Genomic DNA, 25,841 nt, shown 5'->3' with positions numbered 1-25,841 from the left:
CGATGATGATGCTGCAGAAATAGGTTTTTATATCTTCCCTTTTAACTGAATTGCCAGCGTCTCTCCCAGCTTCTCGCACTCCTCCGGCGCTCCGGTGATTTCTCCGGTCACAAAATCTGCCTTTTCCTCGCTGTAATAGAGGCCCTTTAGCCGCAGCGCACCGTCCTCGATCCTGGCGTGGGCCGCAATCGGAGAGCTGCACCCTCCGTCAAGCGTCCTCACGAAACTCCGCTCCGCCTGGGCCGCCCAGGCCGCTTCCGGATCAAAAAATCCGTCCAGATAGGAATAGTCTTCCCCGGCTCTTCCCTGAACCGCTAAAATCCCCTGCCCGGCAGCCGGAATCATTTCCTCCACGGAAAAATAACGGGAAATCCGCTCGGAAAGCCCCAGGCGCTTTAGCCCGGCAGCCGCCAGAATCAAAGCCCCGTATTCCCCCGCATCCAGCTTGCCAAGGCGGGTAATCACATTTCCTCTCACCGTGCGAAATGTCACTTCCGGATACAGCTTCTTTAACTGCACCATCCGCCGCCTGCTGGAGCAGCCCACGGGCAGAGTGCAGTCCCACTCCGTGCAGCCCTCCGGCAAAACCAGCACATCCCTCGGATCCTCCCTCCGGGAAAAGCCGAGAAGAGGCAGATTTTCCGGCACCTCCATGGGCATATCTTTTAAACTATGTACCGACAAGTCGCTGCGGCCATCCATGAGCGCCCGGTCCAATTCCTTGACGAAAAGTCCCTTTCCTCCGATCTGATCCAGCCTTCGGTCTAGAATCTTATCGCCGGTTGTCTTCATGGTCATGAGCTTCACCGGGCGCTCCGGCAGCTCTTTTCTTAGATATTCCACCACCAGCTCCGATTGGATCACCGCCAGACGGCTCTCCCTGCTTCCCACCCGTATTGGTTTCATCTGCTTTCTCAGCGCCGCCGCTGTCTCCTTTACTAGTCTATGATCGCTCCCATCCCCGGCCAGACCGAGCACCAGATCCTCCGTCTCCACAAGGGCAGGGAAAAAAAAGTCACAAAGCTCCTGGTTTGAAGCCACATTCACGGGGATCGATAAGGACTTTGCTTCCCGGCAAACCGCTTCGTTCACCTCAGCATCCCGGACCGCGGCCAAAACCAGAAAAAAACCGGCCAGGCCGCCGGGCTGATAGAGCCCCTTCTTCCAAGTGATCCGGCCGGAAACAGCCAGGTCCATCAGTTCCGGGGAAAGCTCCGGGGACCAGACCGTCACCACCGGACCAAATCCAAGGAGGCTTTTCACCCGGCGGGCCGCCACGTTTCCGCCCCCGACCACCAGAATGTGTTTTCCTTCCAGAGAAATAAAAATCGGAAACCGTTTTTTATTCATGATAAACCTTCTCCCACACCGAGAGACATTGGCGCAGCAGATCTCCGCCGCCCTCATCCCGCAGCGCAAATAAAAGCCTCCGGATCACTTTGGCGGCCGCCTCCTCGGTTCCCGCCTCCAACACCGAGCGCTCCTCGGTGGAAAGCGCCAATTTTTTCACGGTTTTTCCCATCCGCCAGACCAAATCCTCCGCCGAGGCCTGACCGACCTTCTGCACCTTTGGGATCACATCCCGGCATTCATACCAGTTGACAAACTCTTCCTGCTGCTCTTTCAGCAGACCCTCAGCCATCGCCAGCTGGTCCTGCAATTTTTTCGACTGGGGACAGACCGGGAAATGATCAATGTCATATAAGGTCACATGGGGCAGATCTTGAACCTCCGGTTCCACATCCCGCGGGACCGCCAGATCAATCAAGATCATATCGCCTTCCAGGGCAAGCGCCGCCATATCCTCATATTTGATTGTGGTGTTCGGGCTGCTGGTGGCACTGACCACCAGATCGCAGGCGGGAAGGAGCGCCATTCGCTCTCCGTAATTGATCCGCTTGCAGCCCTGTGGAATCTCCACGATTCCGCTGCGGTACTGGCGGACCGTCACGGTCACATCCGCGCCCTCTTCCACCAGAGCCAAGGCGGAGCGCTTTCCCATCTCGCCGTTTCCGATGACCATGCAGGTCTTCCCGGAAAAATCATAGCCTTTTTGCTTTAAAAATCCAATGGCGTGTTCGATGGCCGACGTGTTGGCCGTGGACATCTGCAAATTGGACTTTACTTTTTTTCCGACGGTCAAGGCCATCCGGAACAGCACTTCCAGAACTTGATCTGTGCTCTCCGCCTCCCTGGCCTGATTCCAGGCTTCCCGGACCTGGGTCAAAATCTGATCCTCCCCTAGGATCATGGATTTCAGTCCGCTGGTCAGACGAAACAGATGGGAAACCGCCTCCACCCCCGAACGGCTGACCAGATATCTGCGGTAACTTTCCCAGTCCAGTCCTTTGAGCTCGCAGAGCCATTGTTCCAGGGGAGCTCCCCAATCCTCCGGCCCGTCGATCCAAAGCTCTGTCCGGTTGCAGGTGGAGAGAACGACGCAGCCGTTCACGCCCTCCCGGCCCAACAGCTCCCTTAAAGCCTCGGCCTGTGCTTTCTTGGTAAATGAAAATTTCTCCCGTATTGGAATCGGAGCCAGCCCATGGTCGATTCCCGCCATTTGTATACTCATCTCTGGTTCACTCCCGCCCGGCTTTGATCCATCTGATAGAGAATCGCGTTGCAGATGGCGGCCGCCACATTGCTGCCGCCCTTCCGGCCGCGGGCCACGATGGCCGGCACCCCGGTTTCCAGAATCAGTTCTTTGGAGGCCACCACATTGACAAAGCCCACCGGCACGCCGATAATCAGCTCCGGCCGCAGGTTCTTTTCCTTTATCAGCTCATAGAGCCGGATCAGGGCCGTCGGCGCATTGCCGATGGCAAAAATCAAGGGCTTCCCCAAAGCAGCCGCCTTCTCCATGCTGGCCACGGCTCTCGTGGTATGGTTCTCCTTTGCCGCCTTCGCCACATCCTCATCGGACATAAAACAGTGGACTTCCCCGCCAAAAGAGGCCAGCACCTTTTTGTTGATCCCGGATTTTGCCATCTGGGTATCGCTTACAATATCCGCACCTTTCCGGATCGCTTCCATCGCACGCTCCACCGGATGATTCGAAAAGGTCAGCGTATCTGCGTAATCAAAATCCGCCGTCGTGTGAATCACCCGTTTCACCACCGGCTCTTCCAGGGGAGGAAACGTCCTCCCGTTCAATTCACTCGTTATGATTTCAAAGCTCCGGCGCTCGATCTCCATCGGAAGCACCTGTTCCAGCTCAATCTTCATCGTCCGTTCCTTCCTCCAAAATCCGATAAACCACGTCCATATCCAGATGGCGGCGCAGGGTATCCGCCAGGATATCGTACTGGGTTTCCTTGTACTCCTGATAATCCATCTGCGGCGCCGCATCAAAATCCAATCCCTTTTTCGCCGCCAGTCCCCGGACTACGGCGTGTGCAATCTCCTGCCGGTCAAAAAAGCCATGGACATAAGTGCCGTAGACGCCTTCTTCCTGGGCGCCGCCGTCCGTCTTGCGCTCCCCGGTCACCGCGTCAATCAGCTCGGTCATCGGATGCCGTTCTTCTGAAAAGGTGCTGACCCCCATGTGTATCTCATAGCCTTCCACCGAAAGGCCGGACAAGCCGGACAAAGGTCCCGGCATCTCGCCGGTCCTTCCGCTGACCCGCGTTCTGGTTTTCTCCCCGGCAAATACGGTATCCATCGGCAAGAGGCCGATGCCGCGGAGCTCGCCGCCTTCCTCAACCCCCAGCGGGTCGGACAGCGACCGGCCCAGCATCTGGAATCCTCCGCAGATACCAAATATCACCGTTCCTGCCTGATGCGCTTTCAAAATGGCTGCTTCCAGCCCGTTTTGGCGAAGCCAGAGCAGATCTCTCATGGTGTTCTTTGTGCCGGGCAGCAAAATCATATCCGGGTTTTTTAGTTCATCCACACTCTTTACATAGCGGACCGAGACGCCGGACAGGCTCTCCAAAATATTAAAATCCGTAAAGTTTGCAATTCTCGGAAGCCGGATCACCGCAATATCCACGGCCTCCACCGCCCCGTTTCCAACCAGGCGCTCCGACAAACTGTCCTCGTCTTCCACATCGATCTGCATATAAGGGATGACGCCGACCACCGGGATTCCCGTCCGCTCTTCCAGCATCCGGATGCCCGGATCCAGGATCGTCTTGTCTCCGCGGAATTTATTGATGATCAGTCCTTTGATCCTGGCCTGCTCGTCGGGCTCCAAAAGCGATACGGTTCCTACCAACTGGGCGAACACGCCGCCGCGATCGATATCCCCTGCCAAAAGCACCGGGGCTTTCGCCAGCTTCGCCATGCCCATATTGACCAGGTCGTCCGCCTTCAGGTTGATCTCCGCCGGGCTCCCGGCCCCTTCCAACACTATAATATCATATTCCGACGCCAATGTCTCATACGCTTTTTTAATATCCGGGATCAGCTTTTTCTTATAGGTAAAATAGTCGCGGGCGCTCATGTTGCCCAGGACCTCCCCGTTTACGATCACCTGGGACCCCATATCGTTGGTGGGTTTTAACAGAATCGGGTTCATGTACACATGGGGGCGGATTCCGGCCGCCTCCGCCTGCATCACCTGAGCCCGCCCCATCTCTAAACCCTCCTCGGTGATAAAAGAATTCAAAGCCATATTCTGGGATTTAAAAGGGGCCACCTTGTACCCGTCCTGATGGAAAATCCGGCAAAGCCCGGCTGCCAGCAAACTTTTTCCTGCATTGGACATGGTCCCCTGAATCATAATCGACTTAGACATGTGCGCTCGCTCCTTTCTTTTGCCGCCTCACGGCTCCATCCTCTCCCGGAACACCTGCAGCAGACGCAGGTTCTCCTCCCGGGAACGCACCGCAATGCGGTAATAGCCTGGACGCAGTCCCCGGTAATTGCTGCAATCCCGGATCAAAATGCCTTTCCTTTTACTAAACTCCACCAGATCCTCCGGTCCCTCAAAGAAGATAAAATTCGCTTTGGAACCATAGATCCGAAAGCCTAGAGCCGAAAGCCCCTGCTTTAAAAACCGCCGTTCCTCCCGGAGCAAAGCCTGAAACCGGCGCACATACCCGGTTTCCTTTAACGCTGCAATCCCTGCCATCTGAGCCGGAACCGACACATTCCAGGGCTGCATCACCTGCTTCATCTGCGCCAGAAAATCCGCATCGCTGCACAGGCCGTAACCGAGCCGAAGCCCTGCCATGGCATAAAGTTTAGTGAACGCTTTCAGGATAAAAAGTCCGGGATGATCCCCCAGCATCGCCTTGGCCGAAGCACGTTCTTCCTCGTCGACGAAGTCCAGAAAACACTCGTCCACAACGCAGAACGCACCGGCCGCCTCACACTGCGCCAGAAGCTTTCGCAAAAAGGAACCGGATGCCGTCTGTCCCGTGGGATTGTGGGGATTACAGAAAAAGACCAGGTCGATCCCCGGCTCGATTTGCGAGAGTGTCTCCTCCTGGGGGCGAAAGTCCTCCTCCCTGCGCAAAGGCAGGAAGGTGATCTCACAGCCCACAGTCCGCAACGCCTGCTCATACTCATAAAACCCCGGCGACCAAAGCAGGGCTTTCTTCGGCTTTTTTGCCAGCGCCAGGCCGAAAATCAAATCCGCCGCTCCATTGCCGCAGAGGACGGATTCCGCCGGGACCCCTTCGGAAAGGCTGATCGCCTCCCGAAGCTTTCGGCAGAAAGGATCCGGATAATGCTCCGAGGCGTCCACGCCGGCCTTTGCCGCCTGCCGCACCGCCTCCGGCATCCCAAGAAAATTTAGGTTGGCGGAAAAGTCCAGTTCCACCTCATTGCCGTAAATATCGCCTCCATGGACGTGCATGGCGTTCCTCCTAAAGTTCTAAAATAAATATAACAATCCTCTGACCGCTGCCACCGCTGCCATCGCCAGACAGGACGTAGCGATCATCAGCCGGTTCGCCCTGGGGATATCCGCGGTCAAGATCGTCCGGTCCGGATCCCCAATGGTCTTTTTCTTGTGCAGGACGCCAAAATAGTAGGCGTCCCCGGCCAGTTCCACCCCCAGGGCCCCGGCCATCACCGCTTCGGTCTGGGCTGAATTCGGGCTTGCGTGGTTCAAACGGTCCCGCTTGTAGATGCGCCATGCGTTTGAACCGTCAAGACCGGTCAAATAGCAGGCGGCCGTCATCAAGAACGCGGCAAGCCTTGCCGGAATATAATTCAACACGTCGTCCAGCCGCGCCGCCGCCCGGCCGAAAAACAGATATTTTTCATTCTGATAACCCACCATGGAATCCATCGTATTGACTGCTTTGTAAAAAAATCCGGCCAGTGCGCCGCCGCAGGCCATGAACAAAAGCGGCGCGATCACCCCGTCGGAGGTATTCTCCGCCACCGTCTCCACCGTGGCTTTTACCACGCCTTCCTCAGACAAGTTTTCCGTATCCCTCCCCACAATCATGGAAACCGCCTTCCGGCCCGCCGGCAGCCCCTTTCGTTTCAGGGCTTCGTAGACCTTCATGCTCTCATCCCTCAGCGAACGGGCCGCCAAAAGCTGATAACAAAACAGGGCTTCCACCGCGATACCGAGGACCGTGTGAACCCGGTAGGCGATCCAAAGCAGAAAAGCAGGCGGGATCAGCGTGTAGACAATCACACCCAAAACCAAAAAAATCCCCCCGGCCATCTCCCCTTGCTGGGTCTTCGGAAACGCTCTCCGCAAAATCCGTTCCCACCTGGTAATCAGCCACCCGATCCCCCGCACCGGATGCCACAAAAAATGGGGATCCCCGAAAAGCAGGTCCAGGAAAAAGCCCAAAAGCAGGGCGATGCCTGCCGTTTCCATTCTCGTCATTCCAAACTCCCGTCATTTCATCCTATTTTTATGATGCCGCGGATTCTTTGCACCTTGTGCCCCGGCATCATTTGATCTTTTGTGCCAGACCGCAGGCCACCCGGTAAACGTCCTTCGCCTGTCCGGCCAGCCGGCAGGACAGCCGGCCTGCCGTTTCCCGGAATTTCCGGTCGAAAGCGTCCATCGGAACCAGGCCGCAGCCGATCTCCTCGGTCACCACGACCAGCTCCTGATTCTCTTTGATCATCCGCTCCACCGCTGCTTCCGCATCCGCTCCTTCGACGAGCAGACGCCGGATCATGGCAGGAAAATGGGAAAGAATATCCACCTGCCGCCAATCCTCGGCCGCTCCGTTTTCCCCTTTCCAGATCACCGGGGAAGATTTTCCCGCCAGAGTCCGGGCAAAATCCAGTTTGCCCTGATAAGCGCCGCCGGTCACCAACTGCATCAAACCGCCTCCTTCCCGCCTCTCATCCGCGATTTGCTTTTCGCTTCCTTTCCACCAAACCGGGACGCCATGGACGGACTCCACCACCAGGTCCGCCTTCTCAGCCAGCCAGGCGCCAGCTCCTGCCATCACCTTTAAATAAGTCTCCGTCTCTCCCTCGTAGCGAAGGCCGTCCCCGAACACGTCGTTGGAGACCACGATCAGGGAATCCGCCTGCTCCGCCAAATGGGACAGTCCGGCAAGGACCGCCGCAAGCGGCTCCTTCCGGCGTCCCTCCGGCAAAAACATCTCGTTGGCCGTCAGGTTGGAGAGGCATTCCAGCAGGACGGTGGCGCGGTCTGGCAGCTTCCAGTCTTCGAGGCGGACATACCGTTCCTCGGTCTGAAATCCTTTTCCGCTCCGAAGCCTCCGGTGGCGTAAAATTCTATTTTTACTTTCCGCATCCCCTGCCGCCATGGTGGCCAGGTAAATCAGGGGGCCGCGGCAGAGCCGGACCGCCAGGTTTTCCGCAAACGCCGACTTTCCGCTGCCGCTTCCCCCGTAAATGATTCCAATCATTTCCTCGTTCCCTCCGGCGAACTGGAACCTCTCATCAAGAAAGAGGCTGATAAGCTTCGATCTCAATCTGATCAAAGGTGCTCATCTCGTCATAGACAGCAAGGGCCATATCCAGAATCGGGAACAGGGCCACCGCCCCGGTCCCCTCGCCGAGACACATATTGCAGGTCAGGAAAGCGCTGACCCCCAGGGCGTCCAAAATCATCTGGCCCGCCGGTTCATTGGACACATGGGAGGCAATCAAATATTCCTGTACGCCGGGACAGAGCCGGACCGCCGTCAGGGCCGCCACACCGGAGATGAATCCATCGATCACCACCGGGATCCTCTCCGCCGCACAGCCGAGGAAGACCCCGGTCAGCCCTGCAATATCGAAACCGCCCACCTTGGCCAAGACATCGATGGGATCCGACGGGTCCGGCCGGTGAAGGGCGATCCCATCCTTAATCACTTGAATCTTCTTCTCCAGGCCGGCGCTGGTCAGTCCTGCGCCCTTTCCTGTCACAGTTTCCGGCGCTGCGTCAAGAAACACCGATGCGATGGCGCTGCTGGTGGTCGTATTCCCGATCCCCATCTCCCCGGTGGCTAAAATCCGGTAGCCCTGCGCCTTCAATTCTTTTACCTTCCCAATACCAGCCTCGACGGCCGCCACGGCGGCTTCTCTTGTCATGGCCGGTTCCTTGGTAAAGTTTTTCGTGCCGTAAGCTGTCTTACAGCGCTCCACCCGCGTATCCTTTACCATCCCGGTATCCATCGGAAAAAGCTCCGCCCCCGCCGATTTTGCCATGATGGCAACGCTGGTCTTGCCGTCCAGGAAATTTTCTGCGACAATGGCCGTGACCTCCTGGCCGGTCTGTGTCACGCCTTCTTCCACGATGCCATTGTCTGCGCAGCAGATCACCACGCCTTTTTTATCCAGGCTGACCTGATGGGTGCCGCAGATCCCAGCGATCTGCACGATCCCGTCTTCCAGCTTCCCCAAACTCCGCAGGGGCTTTGCAATGCTGTCCCAGCGCATCCGGCACTGATCCTCGGACCGTTTGTCTCTCGGTCCGATTTTACTGATGGTCTCTTCGATAAGCATATTCGCTTCCTCTTTTCAAAAAGTGATAGACTGCCTCTGGGTTGGAGTAATAATAAAAATGAGGGAATCCGGCCGCCAAGTTTTCTCCCCCCTGCACGCACTCCCAGACAGCATGCCGCACCGGCTTTTCCGCTGTAAACGCATCCCCGCAGTCAGTGCTGTCGAAATAGTGGAATTCATGGCCTTTCAGCTTGGTCCCCGCCGGACCGAACACGGTCTCCCGCCGGGAAGTCAGCTCCACATACCCGAACCGGCTGAGATGTCCGGTGTGGTAGCCTTTTCCCGGAAGGAATCCTACCATCTCATGGGGAAACCTTCTCATATCCTCCAACTCATTCTGGAGATATAAAAAACCGCCGCACTCCGCCGCGCATGGCATTCCGCCCTCCAATGCCCTTCCGATCTGCTCCCGCATAGCCGTATTTTGCTCCAGCCGGGTAGCAAAAAGTTCCGGATAGCCACCGCCGAGGATCAAGCCGTCCAGTTTTTCCGGGAGCGCCGCATCTTTCAGGGGCGAAAATTCCACCAGCTCCGCTCCCATCTTCCGGAGAAGCTCTAAATTGTCTTCATAATAAAAGCAAAAGGCCGCATCCCTGGCAACGCCGATACGAACCGGTTCCTCCAGTCTCGGAAGCTCCGGCTCCGAGGCAGAAAGCTCCGGTGCCTGTTCCGCAAGGGAAATCAGGGCCTCAAAATCCAGACTCTTTTCCAGAATCTTGGCCAGCCCCGAAAGCTTTTCCTGAAGCCCCTCCACCTCATCCGGCGTCACCAGGCCCAGATGGCGGCTTTCAATGGCATAATCTTTCAGATTCGGCACGTATCCCAGAACCGGAACGCCGCACTCTGCCTCCACGACCGCCTTTAATTCTTCATAAATTTTAGGGGAAACCTGATTGAAAATCACGCCCCGGATTCCGGAATCCGGCCGAAAGGAGGTGAAGCCTTTCACCAGGGCCGCCAGGGACAAACTCATCCCTTTTCCGTTTACAATCAGCACCACCGGCGTGCCGGTCACACGGGCCAGCTCATAGGAGGATGCGCCGGGCGTTGTCCCGCCGACTCCGTCGTAATAGCCCATGACCCCTTCCAAGACGGCGATATCCGCGTCCCGGCTGTTCTCGGCCAGGAGATACCGGGTCAGCTTTTCCCCGGTAAAAAAAGTGTCCAGATTCCGGGAACGTGCCCCGATCACTCTCGTATGAAACATCGGGTCAATGTAATCCGGTCCGCATTTAAACGAAGAGACCGTATATCCCCGGTCCATAAGGGCCCGCAGGATTCCACAGGTCAATAACGTCTTTCCGCTCCCGCTGGAAGCGGCTCCAAAAAGGACTCTGGGAAGCTTCAATTTTAATCCCCCTTTCCGGTAAAAGAAAAAATCGTCACCGGGTTCGCCCCGGTCATCAAATGATAAGCCCCAAGTGACCTGGCTTTAGCCACAGCCACCTGCGCCACATCCAAATCGTCCACCGGATGATTTTTCAGCCAGGCCGTCATCTCTGCCGCAGTCTCCAAGGTCACGGCGTTTAAAACCACCCGCACGCCGGGGTTCTTTTCCAACAAAAGATCCAGGATCTCCGCCAGGTTTCCGGAGCTTCCTCCGATAAATGCGTGGGTCGGGGACGGCAATTCCCGCAGAGCTTCCGGTGCGGTTCCGGCCACCGGAACCAGATTCCAGACGCCAAGCCGCCTTTTGTTTTCTTCCAACAAAGCCAGCGCCTCTTCCTTTTTCTCCACCGCATAGACCATGCCCTCCGCCGCCTGGCGGGCCATCTCTGCGGCCACGGATCCGGTGCCGGCGCCCACATCATAGGCCACCGCCCGCTTCGTCAGGCGCAATTTGGATAGAGAGATCTCCCGGATTTCTTCCTTGGTCATCGGCGCGTTCCCCCGAAGGAATGCTTCATCCGGCAGGCCGTGGGTCACCACAAAGGCCTCCGCCTCCGGGTTTTCGATCAGCATCACCTGCAACCCCTTCCAGTCCCCCGCCGCGATCTCCGCCGGGCTTCCGGAGACAATCCGCTCTTCGGGATAGGAAAGCTCCTGCCCCACGGTCACCCGAACGTGGGAAAGGCCAAACTCCAGCAATGTCCGGCAGATGTCCGCGGCGCTGCACTCCGTTCCGCCCGCCAAAGTGAACACGCGGAAATGTTCCCGCACCGCCGCAGGCAGGTTCGCCGTCCGTCCGTGGAGGCTGAGAAGCTTCACATCCTCCCAGGGAATTCCAAGTTTCGCGCAGAAAGAAACCGGCGAGGAGATGCCGGGAATCAGGCGGATCTTCCAGTCAGGGAGCTGTTCCAACAGTTTTTTCGCCCCGCTGTAAAAGCCCACGTCGCCGGACATGCCGACCGCAAGCCGTTTCCACTCCGGGTGAGCCTTGGCGCAGGCCTTAATGGCATCCGCCCGGTAAGCCTTTTCCATGGGTTTTCCAAAATAAGAAAGCGATTCCAAAAGCCGTCCGGCTCCGAAAATCACATCCGCTTCCCGGAAAGCCGATTCCGCCTCCCCGGTCAGGGAACCCGGACCGCCCATGCCGGTGCCGGCAATCGTAAGAACCGGAGGGTGATCCTCCGCCGGAGCCGTTTCTTTTTCTTCCCGGCAGGCGTCCGCAGAAATCCCCAGCATCCTTTCTACTTCTTCCAGGGAATACCCGCTTTCCTTTTTCGGCCGCCGCACCAAAATGACCTTTGCCCCGGCCGCCTTGGCCGCCCGGAGCTTTTCCGGAAAACCGCCGGCTTTCCCGGATTCTTTTGTCACCATGTATGTTGCCTGAACCTGCTTCAGCAGGGCAATGTTCAGCTCCTCGCTAAAGGGGCCCTGCATGGCAATCAAATTTCTCCCCTCAAAACCCAGCCTCCGGCATTCTGCCACGGCCTCCTCGGTGGAGAGCACCCGCGCAAACAACCGTTCCCGGTAACCCGTCAGCGCCGTATATTTGGAAAGCTCTTTGCTTCCCGTGGTGACGAGCACATTTCCCTCGGTTTCTTCCAGAAACCGCACCGCCTCCTCCACAGAATCCACCGGAATGCAGTCCGGATCCGCGGCCTCCTCCGCCCGGAGCAGACGCAGATAAGGCAGGCCGCACGCCTCGCAGGCTGCCTGGATATTTTCCGAAACCACCGCCGCGTAAGGGTGGGTGGCATCCACCACCTGAGAAAATTCCTCCTGGCGCATCAAAGCTTCCATCTCCGCTTCGGTCAGACGGCCCGCCATTTTCCGGACAAACTCTCCTTCCGGCAAAAGGGTTTCCCCGTATTCCGTCGCCACACAGACACAGGCGGGAATTTTTTCCTGTTCCATCCGTTCCGAAAGCCGCCGTCCCTCGCTGGTTCCCGCGAACAGCAGTATTTTTTTCATAAGCGGTATCCTCTCGGCGTCACCATCCGGCCGCCGACCACCTTGGTCTGGGAATTTCCGATAAACACGGTCGTAAACATATCCACCGAGGTGGTTTTGAGCTGTTCCAGGGTAAGAACCGTCTGTTCCTCCCCGTCACGGCCGATATTCTTTACGATGCCGCAGACCGTACTTCCCGGCCGGCTGCGCAGAATCAGGCTGCAGGCGCGCTCCAAGTAGTCGTGTCTTTTTTTGCTGGACGGATTATAAAGACAGATCACAAAATCTGCCTCCGCCGCGGCCAACAGACGTTTTTCAATCTTTTCCCAGGGCGTCAGCAGATCGCTGAGGCTGATCACGGCAAAATCATGGATCAGCGGCGCTCCGAGCACCGAAGCGCCCCCGATGGCCGCGGTCACGCCGGAGATCAGCTCCACCGGAATCTCCGGATACTGCTCGCCGATCTCCAATATCAGGCCGCTCATCCCGTAAACCCCGGCGTCCCCGCTGCAAATCATCGCTACTGTTTTTCCTTTCGCCGCCTCGGCAAACGCCAGCTCGCAGCGGTCCACTTCCTTGGTCATCGGGGTTGTCAGAAATTCCTTATCGGAAAAATGCTCCCGGACCAAATCGACATAGACCGTGTAGCCCACGATGGTATCGCAGGTTTTCAGCGCCTCCGCTGCGCGGATTGTCATCTCTTCATACCGGCCGGGCCCGATCCCGACCACGATCACTTTACCCAAAATAAATCCTCCTGTTTTCTTCCGCCACCGCGACGGTCACGCCGTCCGACGCCTGCTTTCTCACCAAAAGCCGTCCATGCGATGCTTTTACTGCCGCCCGTTCACAGACGTTGTCTACGCCGGTGGTCTGCTTGACAAACGGGGAAGCGGTAAAGGCGCCTTCCACCGCCAACAGTTCCTCCGCCGTGAAATAGCGGACCGGCCAGCCCTGCTCTTTGCAGTAGGCGGCCAGGCCCTCCTCCTCTTTCTTGATATCAATCGTCGCCGCGCAGCGAACCGCTTCCGGGGCCAAATTCTGCTCCCGAAGGACTTGCTCTGCAAAAGCAGCGATGGCCGCCTTGCTTTTTCCTCTCCGGCAGCCGATCCCGATCACCAGGGAGCGGGATAAAAAGACCGGCCTCTTTGACCGCCGGACGCCCACCTCGATTTGAAGCCTTGCTGCTTCCCCTCCAGATAGTTCCTCCGGCACCGTCCCGTCCACAGGATAGGGGCAGGAAAAACCGATCTTCTCCCCAGCCAGAACCGCAGCCGAGATTTCCTTCGCATAAACCAGAGAAGGGAGAAGCAAACCGTTTGCCTTGGCCCAGACATCCACGGAGAATTTGCCCTGGACATCGGTGGCCGTCGTGATCACCGCCTGGCCTCCCAAGATCTCCGCCACTTCCCTGGCCAGCGCATTTCCGCCGCCTAGATGACCCGATAGGAGGGATATCGCAAACTCGCCCTTTTCATCGGCAACCACCACGGCGGGGTCCTTGGTCTTTGTCCGGACAAACGGCGCAATCAGGCGCACGGCAATCCCGCAGGCCCCGATGAAAATCAGGCCGGAGCAGTCCTGGAACCGCAGGCCGCACCACTCGGAAAGCCCCTTGTCCCAAACCGAACACTCCGGAAATTCCCCAGCCCACTTGGGCAGGCACCAGTTCTCCGCCTGATATCCCCGCTGATTCAGTTCCCCGGCCAGCCGTTCTGCCAGCCGCCCTCCGGAACACGTAAAGCTGATGACCGCGCATTTCATGGCTGCACCTCCGATCAGGGTTGGCTGGCCTTCCGGAACTCCGTGGTGAAGGCAGGATTATAAAGCTCCGACCTCTGGTAGCCGCTCTGCGCCACCACGTCGCCGATCACCATCAGGGCCGTCTTTGTGATTTGGTTTTCCTTGGCCGCCTCGGCCAAAGTGGCCACCGTACAGCGCACGGTCTTCTCATCCTCCCAGGTCGCCTTGTAGACGATGGCAGCCGGCGTCTCCGGCTCATAGCCACCGGCAATCAGCTCCTGGCTCAGCTCCTCCAAAAGGCCGGTGCTCAAAAAGACCACCATCGTCGCCCGGTGCGCGGCAAAAGAGGCAATGCTCTCCCGCTCCGGCACCGGCGTCCTTCCGGCCATCCTGGTGATGATCACGCTCTGGGAAATTCCAGGCAGCGTGTACTCCATCTCTAAAGCCGCCGCGGCGCCGCAAAAGGAGCTGACGCCAGGGCAGACTTCATAGGCAATCTTTTTTTGATCCAGCAGATCCATCTGCTCCCGGATCGCTCCATAAAGGCAGGGATCGCCGGTGTGAAGGCGGACCGTCTTCTTACCCTCGGCTTCCGCCTGCTCCATCACGGAAAACACCTCTTCCAAAGTCATCTTCGCGCTGTTATAGATCTCGCATCCGTCTTTCGTTTCCTTCAGCAATTCCTGGTTCACCAGAGAACCGGCGTAAATCACCACATCGGCCTCCCAAAGCAGTCTTTGGCCCCGCACCGTGATCAAGTCCGGCGCGCCGGAACCTGCTCCGACAAATGAAATCATGATTGTCCTCCTTCCGGTTCCTTCACAATAATCAGGGAGTAATACCCGGCGTCTTCCGGTATCTCATCCGCGCTGCGGTAAATTCTCTCCTCAGCCATCCCGCAGTTTTCAATCATAGAAACGGAAGACGGCAGCTGTTGTAACTGTTGCTTTACCTGGCCCATCTTTTTCCCGGCCTTCATCAAGACCCTTGTCCCCGGCAATTTCAGCGCTTCTTCCACCGGGTAGGAGGAAGGGATCACGTGGAGCAGATCCGCCTTCTCCACCAGTCCCATGTTCATCCGCGCCGCCACCGCGCAAAAGGAAGGAATTCCGCTGACAATCTCCGTCGGGAAACCGTCCGCCCCGACCAGACGGTGGATATAAAGATAGGTAGAATAGACCGTCGGATCTCCCAGCGTCAAAAATGCCACGTTCTTCCCCTGGTTTAACTCCTGCTCCACCATCTGAGCGCCCAGGCGGTGGCTTGCCTGAAGTTTTTCTTTGTCTTTCGTCATCGGCATGTCAACGGCAAGCACATCCTTTTTTTCCAGCTCCGGATACGCCTTTTTTACGATCTGATAAGCAACGCTTTCTTCCTTCTGCCTGGCCGGTACAGCGATTACCTCCGCCTCCCGGATCAAGCGCAGCGCCTTTATGGTCAGCAGTTCCGGATCCCCCGGCCCCACGCCGATTCCGTACAAGGTTCCTCTCATTCCTGTCCTCCTTTGCTTCTTTTCTTCTGATTTTTCAGTATGTCCCAAAGCCGGTCCGCGGAAGGCGAACGACCCAGCTCCCCGCGGCGGCTGGAAAATAAAATCGCTCCAATCTCCAGCCTGTCGTACGCCCGGTGCCTCAGGTAAAATTCGACTTTTTCCACAACAGTCTCCATCACTGTGTCCAACACTCCGGCCTCCGCCAGGATATCCAGCGCATCCTCGGTGGTGACGCTTGCCATCACTCGCTTTAGGAGGGACGTGTCCGCCCCTGCCAAAGCTCCGTGGGCCGCCAGAATCTCCAACCGGCTGTCCGCCTCGCGGGAATGGGTGTTCATGATCCCCCCGGCCACTTTAATAAACTTACCAATATGGCCGACGAATAAAATCCCCCTTACGCCCAGCTCCACCGCAATGTCCACGGTCCGTCCCACATAATTGCTGCACTTAACCGCTTCTTCCAGGTTCAGCTCGCCGCTCTCACGGATAAAATCCATACCGTAATTGCCCGGCGCGATCAGGAGATACTCCCGTCCTTCCGCGGCTCTCATCCGCATCTCCGCCTCGATGGTGGCAACCAGAGCTTCCTCGCTCATCGGCTCCACAATGCCGCTGGTGCCGAGAACCGAGATCCCTCCTTCAATGCCCAAACGGGGATTAAAGGTTTTCTCCGCCAGCCGCATCCCGTCCGGGATGGCGATCACCACCCGAAGGCCGTTTTCGTATTCCAAGTCCTCTCGAACCGATTCCACTGCCTCCCGAATCATCTGGCGCGGCACCCGGTTGATGGCTGCATTCCCCACCGGCTGGTCTAATCCCGGTTTGGTTACGCGTCCAACCCCCACTCCCCCATCGATTTCGATCTCATTCCCACCAATTTTCTCCACATATGCGTATATCAACACTCCGTCGGTGACGTCCGGGTCATCTCCGGCATATTTTTTCACCGCACAGATAGCCCGCCCATCCTCACAGGTGCTTTCCTCCACCGGGAGATTCAGCCGGATTCCTTTTGGGGTCAAAATTGAGACCGACGGCACCGGCCGTCCGGTAAGCAAAAGCTGCGCGGCTGCGCAGGCGGCTGCGGCTGCGCAGGTACCGGTGGTGTAGCCAAAAGCCATGCGTTTGTTGTTTTTAATAGCGACGTACTCTTCAATTCCTGTTTTCATTTGATCCTCTTTCTGTCCCGAAAGAATAGAGTTGTAGGAACGGACAGAAAAAGCCCTCTTTCTCCGCGCAGAAGAAAGGGGGCAACACTTCCTTTTCCGATTCCAGGGCCGCGTAGAATGGTCAAGCACAGGTTTCAGGCAGGTCTTCTGACTCAAAGCTCTCCCTCCGCCGCCTTCCCGGCAAACCGGTGGCCTATGACGGAAGCACTTTTTACAGCGACGGGCTCGTACAGGAATTTCACCTGTTTCCCTTTTCACAGCCAACTGTGGCTGCACCTGAATCCCACAAATTATCTCGCCTCGAATCGTGGCGAATCTCAGATTAGTTTATCATTTTCTAAAGGGGCTGTCAATAAAAGCTGTCCGCTGCGATAACATATATTCGGAATTACCGATGATCCCGTTAAAAATAGATTTTTCCAAAAAAATCCGTCATGAATCCTTCTCCCGGATTCATGACGGATTTCTAATTCCTATACTCGATATAATTTCCCCTGCCGCTCCGCATCCGTAAGCAGTTCTTTCAGACGGCGGTTGCAGGATCCGATCTCCGCTCCGGCATCCACTACCCGGCGGCACCTCTGAATCAGATTCACTGCCTTTTCATAGGCGTCGTCCCCGATTTCACAAAACGGCTTCTCCGCCACCACCTCCGAAGCCAGGAGCCTGGCCAGCTGATAATCAATATCATTGGTGTACAAAATCCCGGCTCCAAAGGGAATGTCTTCTTTCTGGAGCCTCCGATAAACCGGGATCCCTTTTCCGCAGGAAGAAATCACAAATACCTCCGGCTCTCCCTGAGGCCTTGGAAGCTCGATGCTCCCGAAACAAGGGTCAAAATAACCGTTGTCAATCCCGTACAGCTCCCGAATTGTTTCCTCCTGAAAGATTTCCTCCGGAACTCCGTACTGAAAAATCCGGTCTCCTTTGACACAGAGCACCTTGTCCGCCAGCTTCTCCGCCAAATCGATCTCATGGAGTGAGAGAATCACCGTAATCTGCTTCTCTTTGGCCATTTTCCTTAAGATAGACAAAAGTTCCAGCTTATAGCGGACGTCCAGAAAGGAAGTGGGCTCGTCCAACACGATGGTGTCCGGCTCCTGGCAGATCGCTCTGGCAAGCAGGATCCGCTGCCGCTGTCCATCGCTGATTGCGTTGAATTCCCGGCTTTCCAGCTCCTTTGCATGAACGGCCTCCATGGCTTCGTCCACCTTCACCTCGTCCTCCCTGGACAAAATTCCAAGCTTCCCCGTATAGGGATAACGGCCTGTCGCCACGACGTCCCGGCAGGTCATTAGCTCCGGCTTCATCTGCTCCGTCAGCACCACCGCCACCTGCGTGGACAGACTCCGGTAAGACAGCTCCGATAATTTCTGGTCATTGATGGATACATTTCCATCGATCATGGCCAAATGCCTGGTGATGGTCTTTAAGATCGTAGATTTCCCCGCCCCGTTCGGGCCGATCAGCGCCACAATCTCCCCCTTCTCGATGGACAGGGAGATATCCTCGATAAGGGGGCGTCCCCGATATCCGACCGCCAGGTGATCCAACTGAAAATAACTTCCCGCCATGGCTATCTGCCCCCCTTCTGCCTCAGCATCATGAAAATCACGATGGGCGCTCCAAAGATAGAGGTAACCGTACTGATGTTTAATTCCATGGGCGCAAAGGCCATCCTGGCAATCAGATCACATACCATGCAAAAGACCGCGCCTCCCAGAAAGGTCGCGGGAATCACCACCAGCGGCCTGGCCGTATTAAGGCTCCTCTTAATCAGGAAGGGCACCGCGATGCCCACAAAAGAAATCGGTCCGGCAAAGGCCGTGACGCAGGCCGACAGAATGCTGGAGAGCAGAATCAAAGCGATGCGGAACCGTTTAATGTTGACGCCCATGCTTTGGGCATATGCTTCTCCCAACTGGTACGCGCCAATGGGTTTTGACATGAGAATGGTGAGAAACAGCGTAATTCCCACGATCATCACCGATACCGATACATTGCTCCAGCTCATCCCGGAAAAACTGCCCAGGGACCAGCCATGAAGGTTCACGATGTCCGAATCCTCCGCAAAGGTGACAATAAAATCCGTCACGGCAGAGCAGATGTAGCCGATCATAATCCCGGCCACCAAGAGGGTCGCCATGTGCTTGATCCGCTTGGACACCAGAAGAATAAAACCAATGGAAATCAGCGAACCGATAAACGCGGCGAAAATCAAGGCATAGGAGGACACGGAGCTGCTTATTTTCAGGAAGTAAATCATCGTCAGCGCCACAACCATCTTTGCTCCGGAGGAGATTCCCAGAACAAAAGGACCTGCGATGGGATTTCCAAAAAAGGTCTGCAGGAGAAAACCGGACAGAGACAAAGCGCCTCCCAAAATAGCCGCCATGAAAATACGGGGCAGCCGGATCTTCCAAATGATATTGGACTCTACCCCTTCCTCAGCGCCGCCAAAGAGGATTTTCAAAATTTGCCCGACCGAAATCTGGACATTACCCGTATTGACGTTCCAGACAACAATGATACAAAAGGCGGCGGTCAGAATCGCAAAAACTGCTGCGTACCGGCTCCTCCTCCGGATCCTGTCTCTGGGAAGCTCCGGCCTTGCTTCTATGGAGTTTTCTTCTCTCATTCCTCTTCCCCTGTCACTGAATCTTATGAATAAAAGTCATCTGGCTTTCGTCACCGTCCGTCAGCATCAGATGGATGTCACGGATCAAATTTCCCACGGTGCCGGTGGCCTGATAGAGGGATTTTCCCGTGCTCCAGACATTTCCCTCCTTCACGGCCTTAAAATCGGAAAACAGCTCGCTTTTTGCCAGGAGTTCCTCTACGGTCGTGATGGGGGTGTCGATACTGGCATTGTAAATCAGGTAATCCGCGTTCACCGCCGTCGCATAAAACTCTTCCATGGTCAGAGGCACCGAAGCGCTTCCGCCCTCCACCTCCGCCAAATCGGCGAAGCTATAGCGGCCTCCCGCCAACTCAATCATCTTGGGAATATAATCGTCCGCCTTTCTCACCACCACAGATCCATCCGTGCTGACATAGAAATAAACGACTGTTTTCTCCGTGTTGGGAAAATCTTTCAGCTCCCCGATCACTTTGGCCTGTTCTGCAAAGAAAGCATTTGCTTCTTCTTCCTTATCCACGAGTACGCTGTAAAGCTTAATCCACTCCGTCCGCCCCAATGGATGGGTTTCATAGCTGGAACGATCGATGAAAACCGGAATGTCCAGCATCTCGATCATCTCCTGAACCTTGGGGGCATGGAGGATCATCGTAGATTCAATGGCAAGATTGCAGCCTTCGTCCACCAACATCTCATAATCGGGTTCACTGTACTTACCGGCAAACTGAATCCGTCCTTCCTCCATGGCCGTCACTGCATGGTCGATGTACCAGCCGGACGCCGCCGTTCCCGTCATCTTGATCGAATCCAGCGCATCCATGGCGTCAAAAAGGGCCATGGCGGAGGTAGCTGCCAGGTAGATATGATCCAAAGGCTGCTGCAATACAATGATGTCCTCATCCAGGGAATCCGGCACCGGCTGATTTTCCGGAACCACCAGATATCTGGCGCTGTTATGGACATCGATCAGTCCATAGCCGCCTTCATAATAATAGACGTTAAATTCCTTTGCATACAGCAGTTCCATGGACGATTCATAGGTAAGGCCGGCTATTTCCGGTGCGCCGCCGCTCTCGGCCGCCCCTGTTTTTTCAGCCGCCGTTGTCCCGGCCGCTGTTGTCGGTTCTTTCTGGGTTTCGGCTGTTGTCTCCGCCGCAGAAGCCGCCTGCGTCTCTTGAGCCGGCGTTTCTTCTGTTTCGTTTCCCGCTTTCTGGCCGCAGCCCCCCAAAAGGAGGACTGCAGCCAACAAAAGCGCTGTAATCTGGCTTAACTTTTTTCTCATGATCTGTTCTCCTGCTGCGCGGCTTCTTTCACAGCCGTCTCATAGAGCTGGTCGGTTTTTTCTTCACAGCCGAAAAGCACGCCGTAAACCTTAATCCACTCCAGTTTTCCAAGATCGGTCTTTTCATCGGCAGAGCGGTCAAGAATTACCGGAATCCCGAACATGGCCAGATTCCCGGTCTGCTCCTCGAAACGCTCGGTCTGCTCTTCTACCGTGAGTTTTTCTACTCCGGCCGCAGCTCCAGCTTCCCCGGCATTCTGCTTTGCAGCCGCCTCCGGACTCATTTTGCTGTCCTTTGAATCCGCTGTCCCTGCCGTTTCCTGTCCGTCCTCTGCTCCCGCCTCTTCCTCTCTTGGAAGCAGGCCGGCAGGAAGAATCGCCAGATTGACTTCTTTTTTGATCAAGGCCTTGTAATCCGGCTGATCGAAAAGCCCGCCAAAAATAACCTCTGCTTCTTGCTCTCCATCCTTTGCCGTCATTTTTTCTGCGATGGAATCAATCGTACAATCCTGCTGCTCGCAGCCAACTGCCACAAGATTGTCCAGGATACCCAAAGTTTCCATCGTTTTCAGAATGTCATCGGAAGCGGCATAGGTCTTATCCACCGGCATCCTTACGACGATCATATCCTGTTCCAGGCCAACCGGTATCTCCGTATTCTCCGGGACAAGAAGGTATTTTACGACATTTCCTTTGTAAAGCTCCGCGGCAATCTCGTTTTCATTGGGAACAAGCTCCTCGCCGTCCTCGGCAGCCGCCGCCCCGGCATCCGTCTTCGCCTTTTCCTTGGCGGCGTCTTTTGCGGTATCCGCCTGTTCGCCCGCTTTCCCCGCCAGTTTTGCCGGATCCCTTGCCGTATCCTTCGTCATATCGATCTCCAGAAGGACAATATCCTGGTCATAGTGGTAGATCTTGAAATACTCTGCGTAGTCCAGCTTTGTCTCAGACTGGTATTCCAGCCCGATGATGTTGGGAGCCGTTTCATCCAGCTTTTCATTGCTGTTTTCCCCTGCTGCCTGTCCGTTTTCCGCTGCCGCCAGATAAATGAAAATCGTATACTCGATCTCATGGCTTGCGGTCATCTTCGAGGTCATGCCAAGGATTCTGTTGTTTTTGTTCAAGGCGACCGGGATAACAACGGTGGACGTCCCGCCGCCCTTGCTGGTATAGTAGGTGTTGCCGTTGGCCTTCACATACTCGTAGGAATCGCTGCTGAATACGAGAGTGGCGTAGGCCTGGCCGTTCTTTACAGTGATCTTATTGCAGGAGATCCTTACTCTTCCCGTGCCGCCGGACCAGGAAAACTTATCCGGTTTATAGACGCCGTCCGCCAGGGTAGTCGCGCTGTCCACACGTCCGGTGGAGCCGCTGGTATCGGATTCATACTTTGACTCATTGTCCGCTTTCCCGTCATTGTCGGGAATCACGTCCGTCTGATTATTATCGTTCTCGTTATCCTTGCCGTCATCCGGATTCACCGGAGGAACCGGCTGCTCTCCTCCGCCCTCGACATCGCCGATTTTCTGCATAGTCTCGGACCGGAAGGTCAAAGTTCTGTCGTACCATCTGTCATTCTTGATCGAATGGGCCGCCACCGGAATTTCCTGATCCAGCACCGCCACCGGAATGGTATAGGTATATTTGCCGCCGGCATCCTTCACAAAAGGAGCGAAGGCGGATTTGTCTGCGTTGGCCGCATCCTTTGCGGTTCCCACATACAGGTAGTCGTAACCGGTCCCGCTCAGGGTAAGCACAGCGCTCATCGTTCCGTTCTTTACGGTCAGCACGCAGTTCACCACCCGGAACATGGCAGCGCTGGAATCCACCTCGATAGTATAGATTCCGTTTGCAATGACCGGCTCAACTGGTTCCATTCCCTCAGACCGGAAGGTCAGCGTTCTGTCGTACCATTTGTCATTTTTGATCGAGTGGGCCGCCACTGGAATTTCCTTGTCCAGGGACTCTACGGGAATCGTATAGGTGTATTTCCCCTCGGTATCCTTTACAAAAGGAGCCCAGGCGGATTTGTCCGCCTTCGCCGCAGCTTCCGCGGTTCCCACATACAGGTAGTCGTAACCGGTCCCGCTTAAAGTAAGCACCGCGCTCATCTTTCCATTCTTTACGGTCAGCACGCAGTTCACCACCCGGAACATCGAAGCGCTGGAATCCACGGTCACCTTATAACTTCCGTCCGCCGGAACAGTGGGATCCGTGGGATCCGGATCAGGCGCCGGCAGGTCTCCCGTTTTCTCCAGAATCCCGTTGATATAGAAACTGCCCGACTTTTCTGCCCAAGTATTGGTCTTTTCAATATGTACCACATAGCTGACTTCTTTTCCCAGATCCGAGGCCGGAATGGTAAAAGTAAAGCTTTTATAGGTATCACCGATATCGGTTCTGGGAACCGCATTTACTGCCTTGGCATTCTTCAAGGAATCCGCATCGCCGGCCTGGCCGATGTAAAGCTTGTCATAATCCTTCGCCTGAGTCACCATAGTTACCGTGGCCGTGCCGCCGTCGATCGTGACACTGCTCCCCCGCTCAAAGCTCAAGCTGATATAGCTGGAAACCGGATAGGCGGATCCGTACAATTCATAAGTGCCGCCCGCCGTTGTATTTGCCTTCCCTTCCAGGTTCGGCACATTAATGAACAGGTCTCTGGCATATTGGAACCATCCGCTGGTGTTTCCGGGCGTCACAGGAATATTCATTCCCTGCTTTTCCGCCGGGACGCGGAAGGTAAAGGTAGTCCTGTCGGCTTGGTCATCGTAAGAGCCGGTGCAGGTCGCCGTCTTATTGGCATCGGCCTGAAGGCCTTGATACAATTTGGTCCATTTGTTTCCTTTTACCTGTAGGGTAAGGATTACCGCATCTCCTTTTAACACTGCCTTGGAAGAAACGATTGTAAAATTATTGTAGGCAGCGCCGGTGCCGCCTGCGATCGCCTGGATACTGTCCGTTTCGGTCGGAAGATCCTTGACTTCATCCGGGATATAAATCCAAAGCTGCTGATTCGTATACCAATCCTTCGCATTGTCCTCCGGATATCCCAGGCAAACCGGAAGCACTTTTCCCTTATCGGAAATGGGCAGGCGGAAGGTAAAGGTCCAGCCGCCGGAGGCCAGTTGGGTCCCCGCGATCACCGGAGTCTTGGAGGCATCGTCCTTATAGCCCAAATAGAGTTTATCAAAGGATGTATTCGTCGTAGAAATCGTAATTTCCAGCTCGTCTCCTTCAGCCATCACAGTGGATTCGCCGATCTTAAACATTGCAAACTCGGCCCCATTGTCCTTTACAACTTTGACTGCGCTTCCCGTCACCACAGGGGCGGACGTCTCTCTGACTGTGGCCGCTGTGGAGGTGGCTGTAGTGCCGGCTCCGCCGGTGATCACACAGCGGTACTGCCCGGCCAAATCCGCCGCCATGACAAAGCGGTACTCGGAAGTCTTTGCACTGTCGCCGGTGCAGTCCGTCCATGCGGTTCCGTCGGCACTGTACTGCCACTGGTAGGATAGCGCGGTTCCCCCATCATCGGTTGCCACTACGGAGAGAACTACCTCCGCGCCCGCGTTTGTCACAATCTCCTTCTCCGGCTGGGTGGTGATGGTGATCTCCGCAGGCTTTGTAAAGTCGCTTAATGCAGGAATTTTAAGTGCCAGAGAACTGCTGGTGCTCCATGTTCCCTTGGAGGCGCTCCTTGGCACAAAATGCACCTCTCCGCCTGAAGCACTGAAAGGAACGGTAAAATGGAATTTCTGAAGATTCTTATCCGCATCCACTTCCCCTAAAACAATAGGCTCTTTGGGGTTATCGTCCTTTTTTCCGATATAGATGGCATCATAGGAGAAATTACCGCTGGACGCCGGGCTCACCCAGATCGTAACTTCAATCCCATCGCCCCTGATCACAGCCTTAGACGCTGCAATCTTGAACATGGTATATACTTGTCCTGGCTTTTTTGCATCATCGCTGCCATATATGGCTGTAATCCCATCATCGGCCAAAAAGCCTTCCTGCTCGCTGACCGTGCTTACCTTCACCGCATTGGTAACCGCCTCAGCCCCCATGCCGTCTCTCACCACACAGCGATACTGGCCGGACAAGTCCGCCGCCATAACAAAGCTGTACGCTGCCGAATTTGCGCTGCCGTCCGCACAGCCGGCCCAGCTGCTTCCGTCGGAGCTGTACTGCCACTGATATGTCAGCCCATCTCCCTCGGCTTCCACGGAAAGGCTCACGGTTTCCCCGGCTTTTTTGCTGACCGCCTCCGGCTGTTTGGTGATTACCAGAACCCTGGGAATACTCATCCACAGATAATTTTCCGACCAAGCCTCCGTATCCGAGCGCCCCACTGCAACAGGGATCCAGCTGTTCGCCGAAGAAAGCGGAACCCTGATGGTAAATTCGCAGGTACTTCCAGTATTATTTCCGGTAAAGTAGCCGGATTTATCCTCGTCGGACTGATATCCCAGATAGAGCCGGTCAAATGTCTTTTTGGCTCCGGTCTTAAAGGAGATTTCAATCACATCTCCGTTTACGGTGCAGACCGCATCGGTAATGGGGAACATTCCATACGAACCACCGTCATTTTTCACTACCGTCACGCCGCCAATCGCCGCCGTCGGTTTCACCGGCTGTTCGCCCTCTGCTGCCAGCAATACGGCCTCTTCGACGGCCTGAACCACATCAGAAGCCTGTTCCCCCGAAACAACCTCACCTGCGGGCGCTTTTCCCGTCTGCGCAGCAGCCGTGGTCTCGGTGTTTTCCGGCGCAGCCTGCGTCTCTGCTGCGCTGCTCTCCTCCGTATTTGCCGCCGTACTGCTTTCCTCCGGAACGGAAACATCGGAGTTTTCTTTTGTCTCAGCGTTCGCTTCCGAAGAGACGGCTGCGGAGTTCTCCGCCTCGCTCTCTTTTCTGGCCTCGGTGCTTTCGGCGGCGCTGCTCTCTTTCGCCGGTTCTTTCTTTTCTTCCGAAGCCGCGCTGCTTTCCTCCTTCACCGGTTCCTTCTTTTCTTCCGAAGCCGCGCTGCTTTCCTTCACCGGTTCCTTCTTCTCTTCCGGAGCCGCGCTGCTCTCCTTGGCCGGCTCTTTCTTTTCATCCAGAGTGTTGCCGTTCTCTTCCGTATGATCCGGCTCTGCCGCATATATCTTGACATTTGGCAGCGGAGAAACCAGCAACGAGAGAACCAGCAGCAAAGCAATCATTTTCATGCTTTTGTGTTTCATCTACCTAATCTCCTTTCTGCTAAAATACTCCTGGCGTCAGGAATTTCCTTGCTCCATCGCTTTCCGCATT

At 55.8% G+C, this 25,841-nt stretch carries 19 protein-coding genes and 1 riboswitch; all 19 genes read right to left on the bottom strand.

The features are described 5' to 3' along the window. Window positions 1-27: 27 nt before the first annotated feature. Entirely contained in the window at window positions 28-1,350 is a 1,323-nt protein-coding gene (hemC, locus tag MUB23_RS03265; protein WP_330641767.1) for a hydroxymethylbilane synthase, read from the bottom strand. Further along, complete coding sequence (gene hemA / locus MUB23_RS03255) at window positions 1,343-2,572, bottom strand: glutamyl-tRNA reductase (protein ID WP_244798776.1); 1,230 nt, start codon at window positions 2,570-2,572, stop codon at window positions 1,343-1,345. The genes hemC and hemA overlap by 8 nt, the downstream gene beginning before the upstream one ends. Continuing rightward, the gene (locus tag MUB23_RS03250) at window positions 2,569-3,225 is read right to left on the bottom strand and encodes a precorrin-8X methylmutase (protein WP_244798775.1); all 657 of its coding nucleotides are present in this window, start codon (window positions 3,223-3,225) and stop codon (window positions 2,569-2,571) included. Before MUB23_RS03250 ends, hemA begins: the two co-directional genes overlap by 4 nt. After that, window positions 3,215-4,738 carry a cobyric acid synthase gene (locus MUB23_RS03245; RefSeq protein WP_244798774.1) on the bottom strand — a complete coding sequence of 508 codons (1,524 nt, stop codon included), beginning with the start codon at window positions 4,736-4,738 and terminating at the stop codon, window positions 3,215-3,217. The genes MUB23_RS03250 and MUB23_RS03245 overlap by 11 nt, the downstream gene beginning before the upstream one ends. A 27-nt stretch (window positions 4,739-4,765) precedes the next feature. Beyond that, window positions 4,766-5,803, bottom strand: a complete 1,038-nt coding sequence (locus MUB23_RS03240; RefSeq protein ID WP_244798773.1) for a pyridoxal phosphate-dependent aminotransferase — start codon at window positions 5,801-5,803, stop codon at window positions 4,766-4,768. An 18-nt stretch (window positions 5,804-5,821) separates the two neighbouring features. Further along, window positions 5,822-6,787 carry an adenosylcobinamide-phosphate synthase CbiB gene (gene cbiB, locus MUB23_RS03235; protein WP_244799030.1) on the bottom strand — a complete coding sequence of 322 codons (966 nt, stop codon included), beginning with the start codon at window positions 6,785-6,787 and terminating at the stop codon, window positions 5,822-5,824. Between the two features lie 76 nt (window positions 6,788-6,863). After that, window positions 6,864-7,802: a bifunctional adenosylcobinamide kinase/adenosylcobinamide-phosphate guanylyltransferase gene (locus MUB23_RS03230; protein WP_244798772.1), complete on the bottom strand. Its 939-nt coding sequence runs from the start codon at window positions 7,800-7,802 to the stop codon at window positions 6,864-6,866. 34 nt (window positions 7,803-7,836) lie between these two features. Beyond that, window positions 7,837-8,886: a nicotinate-nucleotide--dimethylbenzimidazole phosphoribosyltransferase gene (gene cobT, locus MUB23_RS03225; RefSeq protein ID WP_244798771.1), complete on the bottom strand. Its 1,050-nt coding sequence runs from the start codon at window positions 8,884-8,886 to the stop codon at window positions 7,837-7,839. Then, on the bottom strand, window positions 8,861-10,234 hold the full coding sequence (locus MUB23_RS03220; protein ID WP_244798769.1) for a cobyrinate a,c-diamide synthase: 1,374 nt from the start codon (window positions 10,232-10,234) through the stop codon (window positions 8,861-8,863). Before MUB23_RS03220 ends, cobT begins: the two co-directional genes overlap by 26 nt. Before the next feature lie 2 nt (window positions 10,235-10,236). Further along, a complete protein-coding gene (gene cobK / locus MUB23_RS03215) occupies window positions 10,237-12,243 on the bottom strand; it encodes a precorrin-6A reductase (protein ID WP_244798767.1) in 2,007 nt (668 codons plus the stop codon). Continuing rightward, window positions 12,240-12,968, bottom strand: a complete 729-nt coding sequence (gene cobJ / locus MUB23_RS03210; RefSeq protein ID WP_244798765.1) for a precorrin-3B C(17)-methyltransferase — start codon at window positions 12,966-12,968, stop codon at window positions 12,240-12,242. The genes cobK and cobJ overlap by 4 nt, the downstream gene beginning before the upstream one ends. Beyond that, on the bottom strand, window positions 12,961-13,986 hold the full coding sequence (locus MUB23_RS03205; RefSeq protein WP_244798764.1) for a cobalt-precorrin 5A hydrolase: 1,026 nt from the start codon (window positions 13,984-13,986) through the stop codon (window positions 12,961-12,963). The genes cobJ and MUB23_RS03205 overlap by 8 nt, the downstream gene beginning before the upstream one ends. 14 nt (window positions 13,987-14,000) lie before the next feature. Then, the gene (gene cobM / locus MUB23_RS03200) at window positions 14,001-14,762 is read right to left on the bottom strand and encodes a precorrin-4 C(11)-methyltransferase (RefSeq protein WP_244798762.1); all 762 of its coding nucleotides are present in this window, start codon (window positions 14,760-14,762) and stop codon (window positions 14,001-14,003) included. Further along, complete coding sequence (gene cobI / locus MUB23_RS03195; protein WP_244798760.1) at window positions 14,759-15,457, bottom strand: precorrin-2 C(20)-methyltransferase; 699 nt, start codon at window positions 15,455-15,457, stop codon at window positions 14,759-14,761. The genes cobM and cobI overlap by 4 nt, the downstream gene beginning before the upstream one ends. Continuing rightward, window positions 15,454-16,626, bottom strand: coding sequence for a cobalt-precorrin-5B (C(1))-methyltransferase CbiD (cbiD, locus tag MUB23_RS03190; RefSeq protein WP_244798759.1), 1,173 nt, complete (start codon window positions 16,624-16,626; stop codon window positions 15,454-15,456). The genes cobI and cbiD overlap by 4 nt, the downstream gene beginning before the upstream one ends. Before the next feature lie 120 nt (window positions 16,627-16,746). Continuing rightward, a riboswitch (cobalamin riboswitch) is annotated at window positions 16,747-16,921 on the bottom strand. A gap of 178 nt (window positions 16,922-17,099) precedes the next feature. Then, window positions 17,100-18,200: an ABC transporter ATP-binding protein gene (locus MUB23_RS03185; RefSeq protein WP_244798757.1), complete on the bottom strand. Its 1,101-nt coding sequence runs from the start codon at window positions 18,198-18,200 to the stop codon at window positions 17,100-17,102. Between the two features lie 2 nt (window positions 18,201-18,202). After that, on the bottom strand, window positions 18,203-19,264 hold the full coding sequence (locus MUB23_RS03180; protein WP_244798755.1) for a FecCD family ABC transporter permease: 1,062 nt from the start codon (window positions 19,262-19,264) through the stop codon (window positions 18,203-18,205). A gap of 13 nt (window positions 19,265-19,277) precedes the next feature. Then, complete coding sequence (locus MUB23_RS03175; RefSeq protein ID WP_244798753.1) at window positions 19,278-20,546, bottom strand: ABC transporter substrate-binding protein; 1,269 nt, start codon at window positions 20,544-20,546, stop codon at window positions 19,278-19,280. Next, window positions 20,543-25,771 (bottom strand): hypothetical protein, encoded by a 5,229-nt coding sequence (locus tag MUB23_RS03170; RefSeq protein WP_244798751.1) that lies wholly within the window; start codon window positions 25,769-25,771, stop codon window positions 20,543-20,545. Before MUB23_RS03170 ends, MUB23_RS03175 begins: the two co-directional genes overlap by 4 nt. Window positions 25,772-25,841 lie beyond the last annotated feature (70 nt).

The sequence above is a fragment of the Cuneatibacter sp. NSJ-177 genome (genome assembly GCF_022867805.1).
Taxonomy (GTDB): Bacteria; Bacillota; Clostridia; order Lachnospirales; family Lachnospiraceae; genus Pseudolachnospira.
Note: the sequence above shows the minus strand (reverse complement) of the source record. Positions and strands in the feature narration are given on the sequence as shown.

Coding starts and splice junctions, on each gene's coding strand:
- hemC (WP_330641767.1), bottom strand. CDS start 1,350: ATGAATAAAAAACGGTTTCCGATTTTTATTTCTCTGGAAGGAAAACAC.
- hemA (WP_244798776.1), bottom strand. CDS start 2,572: ATGAGTATACAAATGGCGGGAATCGACCATGGGCTGGCTCCGATTCCA.
- MUB23_RS03250 (WP_244798775.1), bottom strand. CDS start 3,225: ATGAAGATTGAGCTGGAACAGGTGCTTCCGATGGAGATCGAGCGCCGG.
- MUB23_RS03245 (WP_244798774.1), bottom strand. CDS start 4,738: ATGTCTAAGTCGATTATGATTCAGGGGACCATGTCCAATGCAGGAAAA.
- MUB23_RS03240 (WP_244798773.1), bottom strand. CDS start 5,803: ATGCACGTCCATGGAGGCGATATTTACGGCAATGAGGTGGAACTGGAC.
- cbiB (WP_244799030.1), bottom strand. CDS start 6,787: ATGGAAACGGCAGGCATCGCCCTGCTTTTGGGCTTTTTCCTGGACCTG.
- MUB23_RS03230 (WP_244798772.1), bottom strand. CDS start 7,802: ATGATTGGAATCATTTACGGGGGAAGCGGCAGCGGAAAGTCGGCGTTT.
- cobT (WP_244798771.1), bottom strand. CDS start 8,886: ATGCTTATCGAAGAGACCATCAGTAAAATCGGACCGAGAGACAAACGG.
- cobK (WP_244798767.1), bottom strand. CDS start 12,243: ATGAAAAAAATACTGCTGTTCGCGGGAACCAGCGAGGGACGGCGGCTT.
- MUB23_RS03205 (WP_244798764.1), bottom strand. CDS start 13,986: ATGAAATGCGCGGTCATCAGCTTTACGTGTTCCGGAGGGCGGCTGGCA.
- cobM (WP_244798762.1), bottom strand. CDS start 14,762: ATGATTTCATTTGTCGGAGCAGGTTCCGGCGCGCCGGACTTGATCACG.
- cobI (WP_244798760.1), bottom strand. CDS start 15,457: ATGAGAGGAACCTTGTACGGAATCGGCGTGGGGCCGGGGGATCCGGAA.
- cbiD (WP_244798759.1), bottom strand. CDS start 16,626: ATGAAAACAGGAATTGAAGAGTACGTCGCTATTAAAAACAACAAACGC.
- MUB23_RS03185 (WP_244798757.1), bottom strand. CDS start 18,200: ATGGCGGGAAGTTATTTTCAGTTGGATCACCTGGCGGTCGGATATCGG.
- MUB23_RS03180 (WP_244798755.1), bottom strand. CDS start 19,264: ATGAGAGAAGAAAACTCCATAGAAGCAAGGCCGGAGCTTCCCAGAGAC.
- MUB23_RS03175 (WP_244798753.1), bottom strand. CDS start 20,546: ATGAGAAAAAAGTTAAGCCAGATTACAGCGCTTTTGTTGGCTGCAGTC.
- MUB23_RS03170 (WP_244798751.1), bottom strand. CDS start 25,771: ATGAAACACAAAAGCATGAAAATGATTGCTTTGCTGCTGGTTCTCTCG.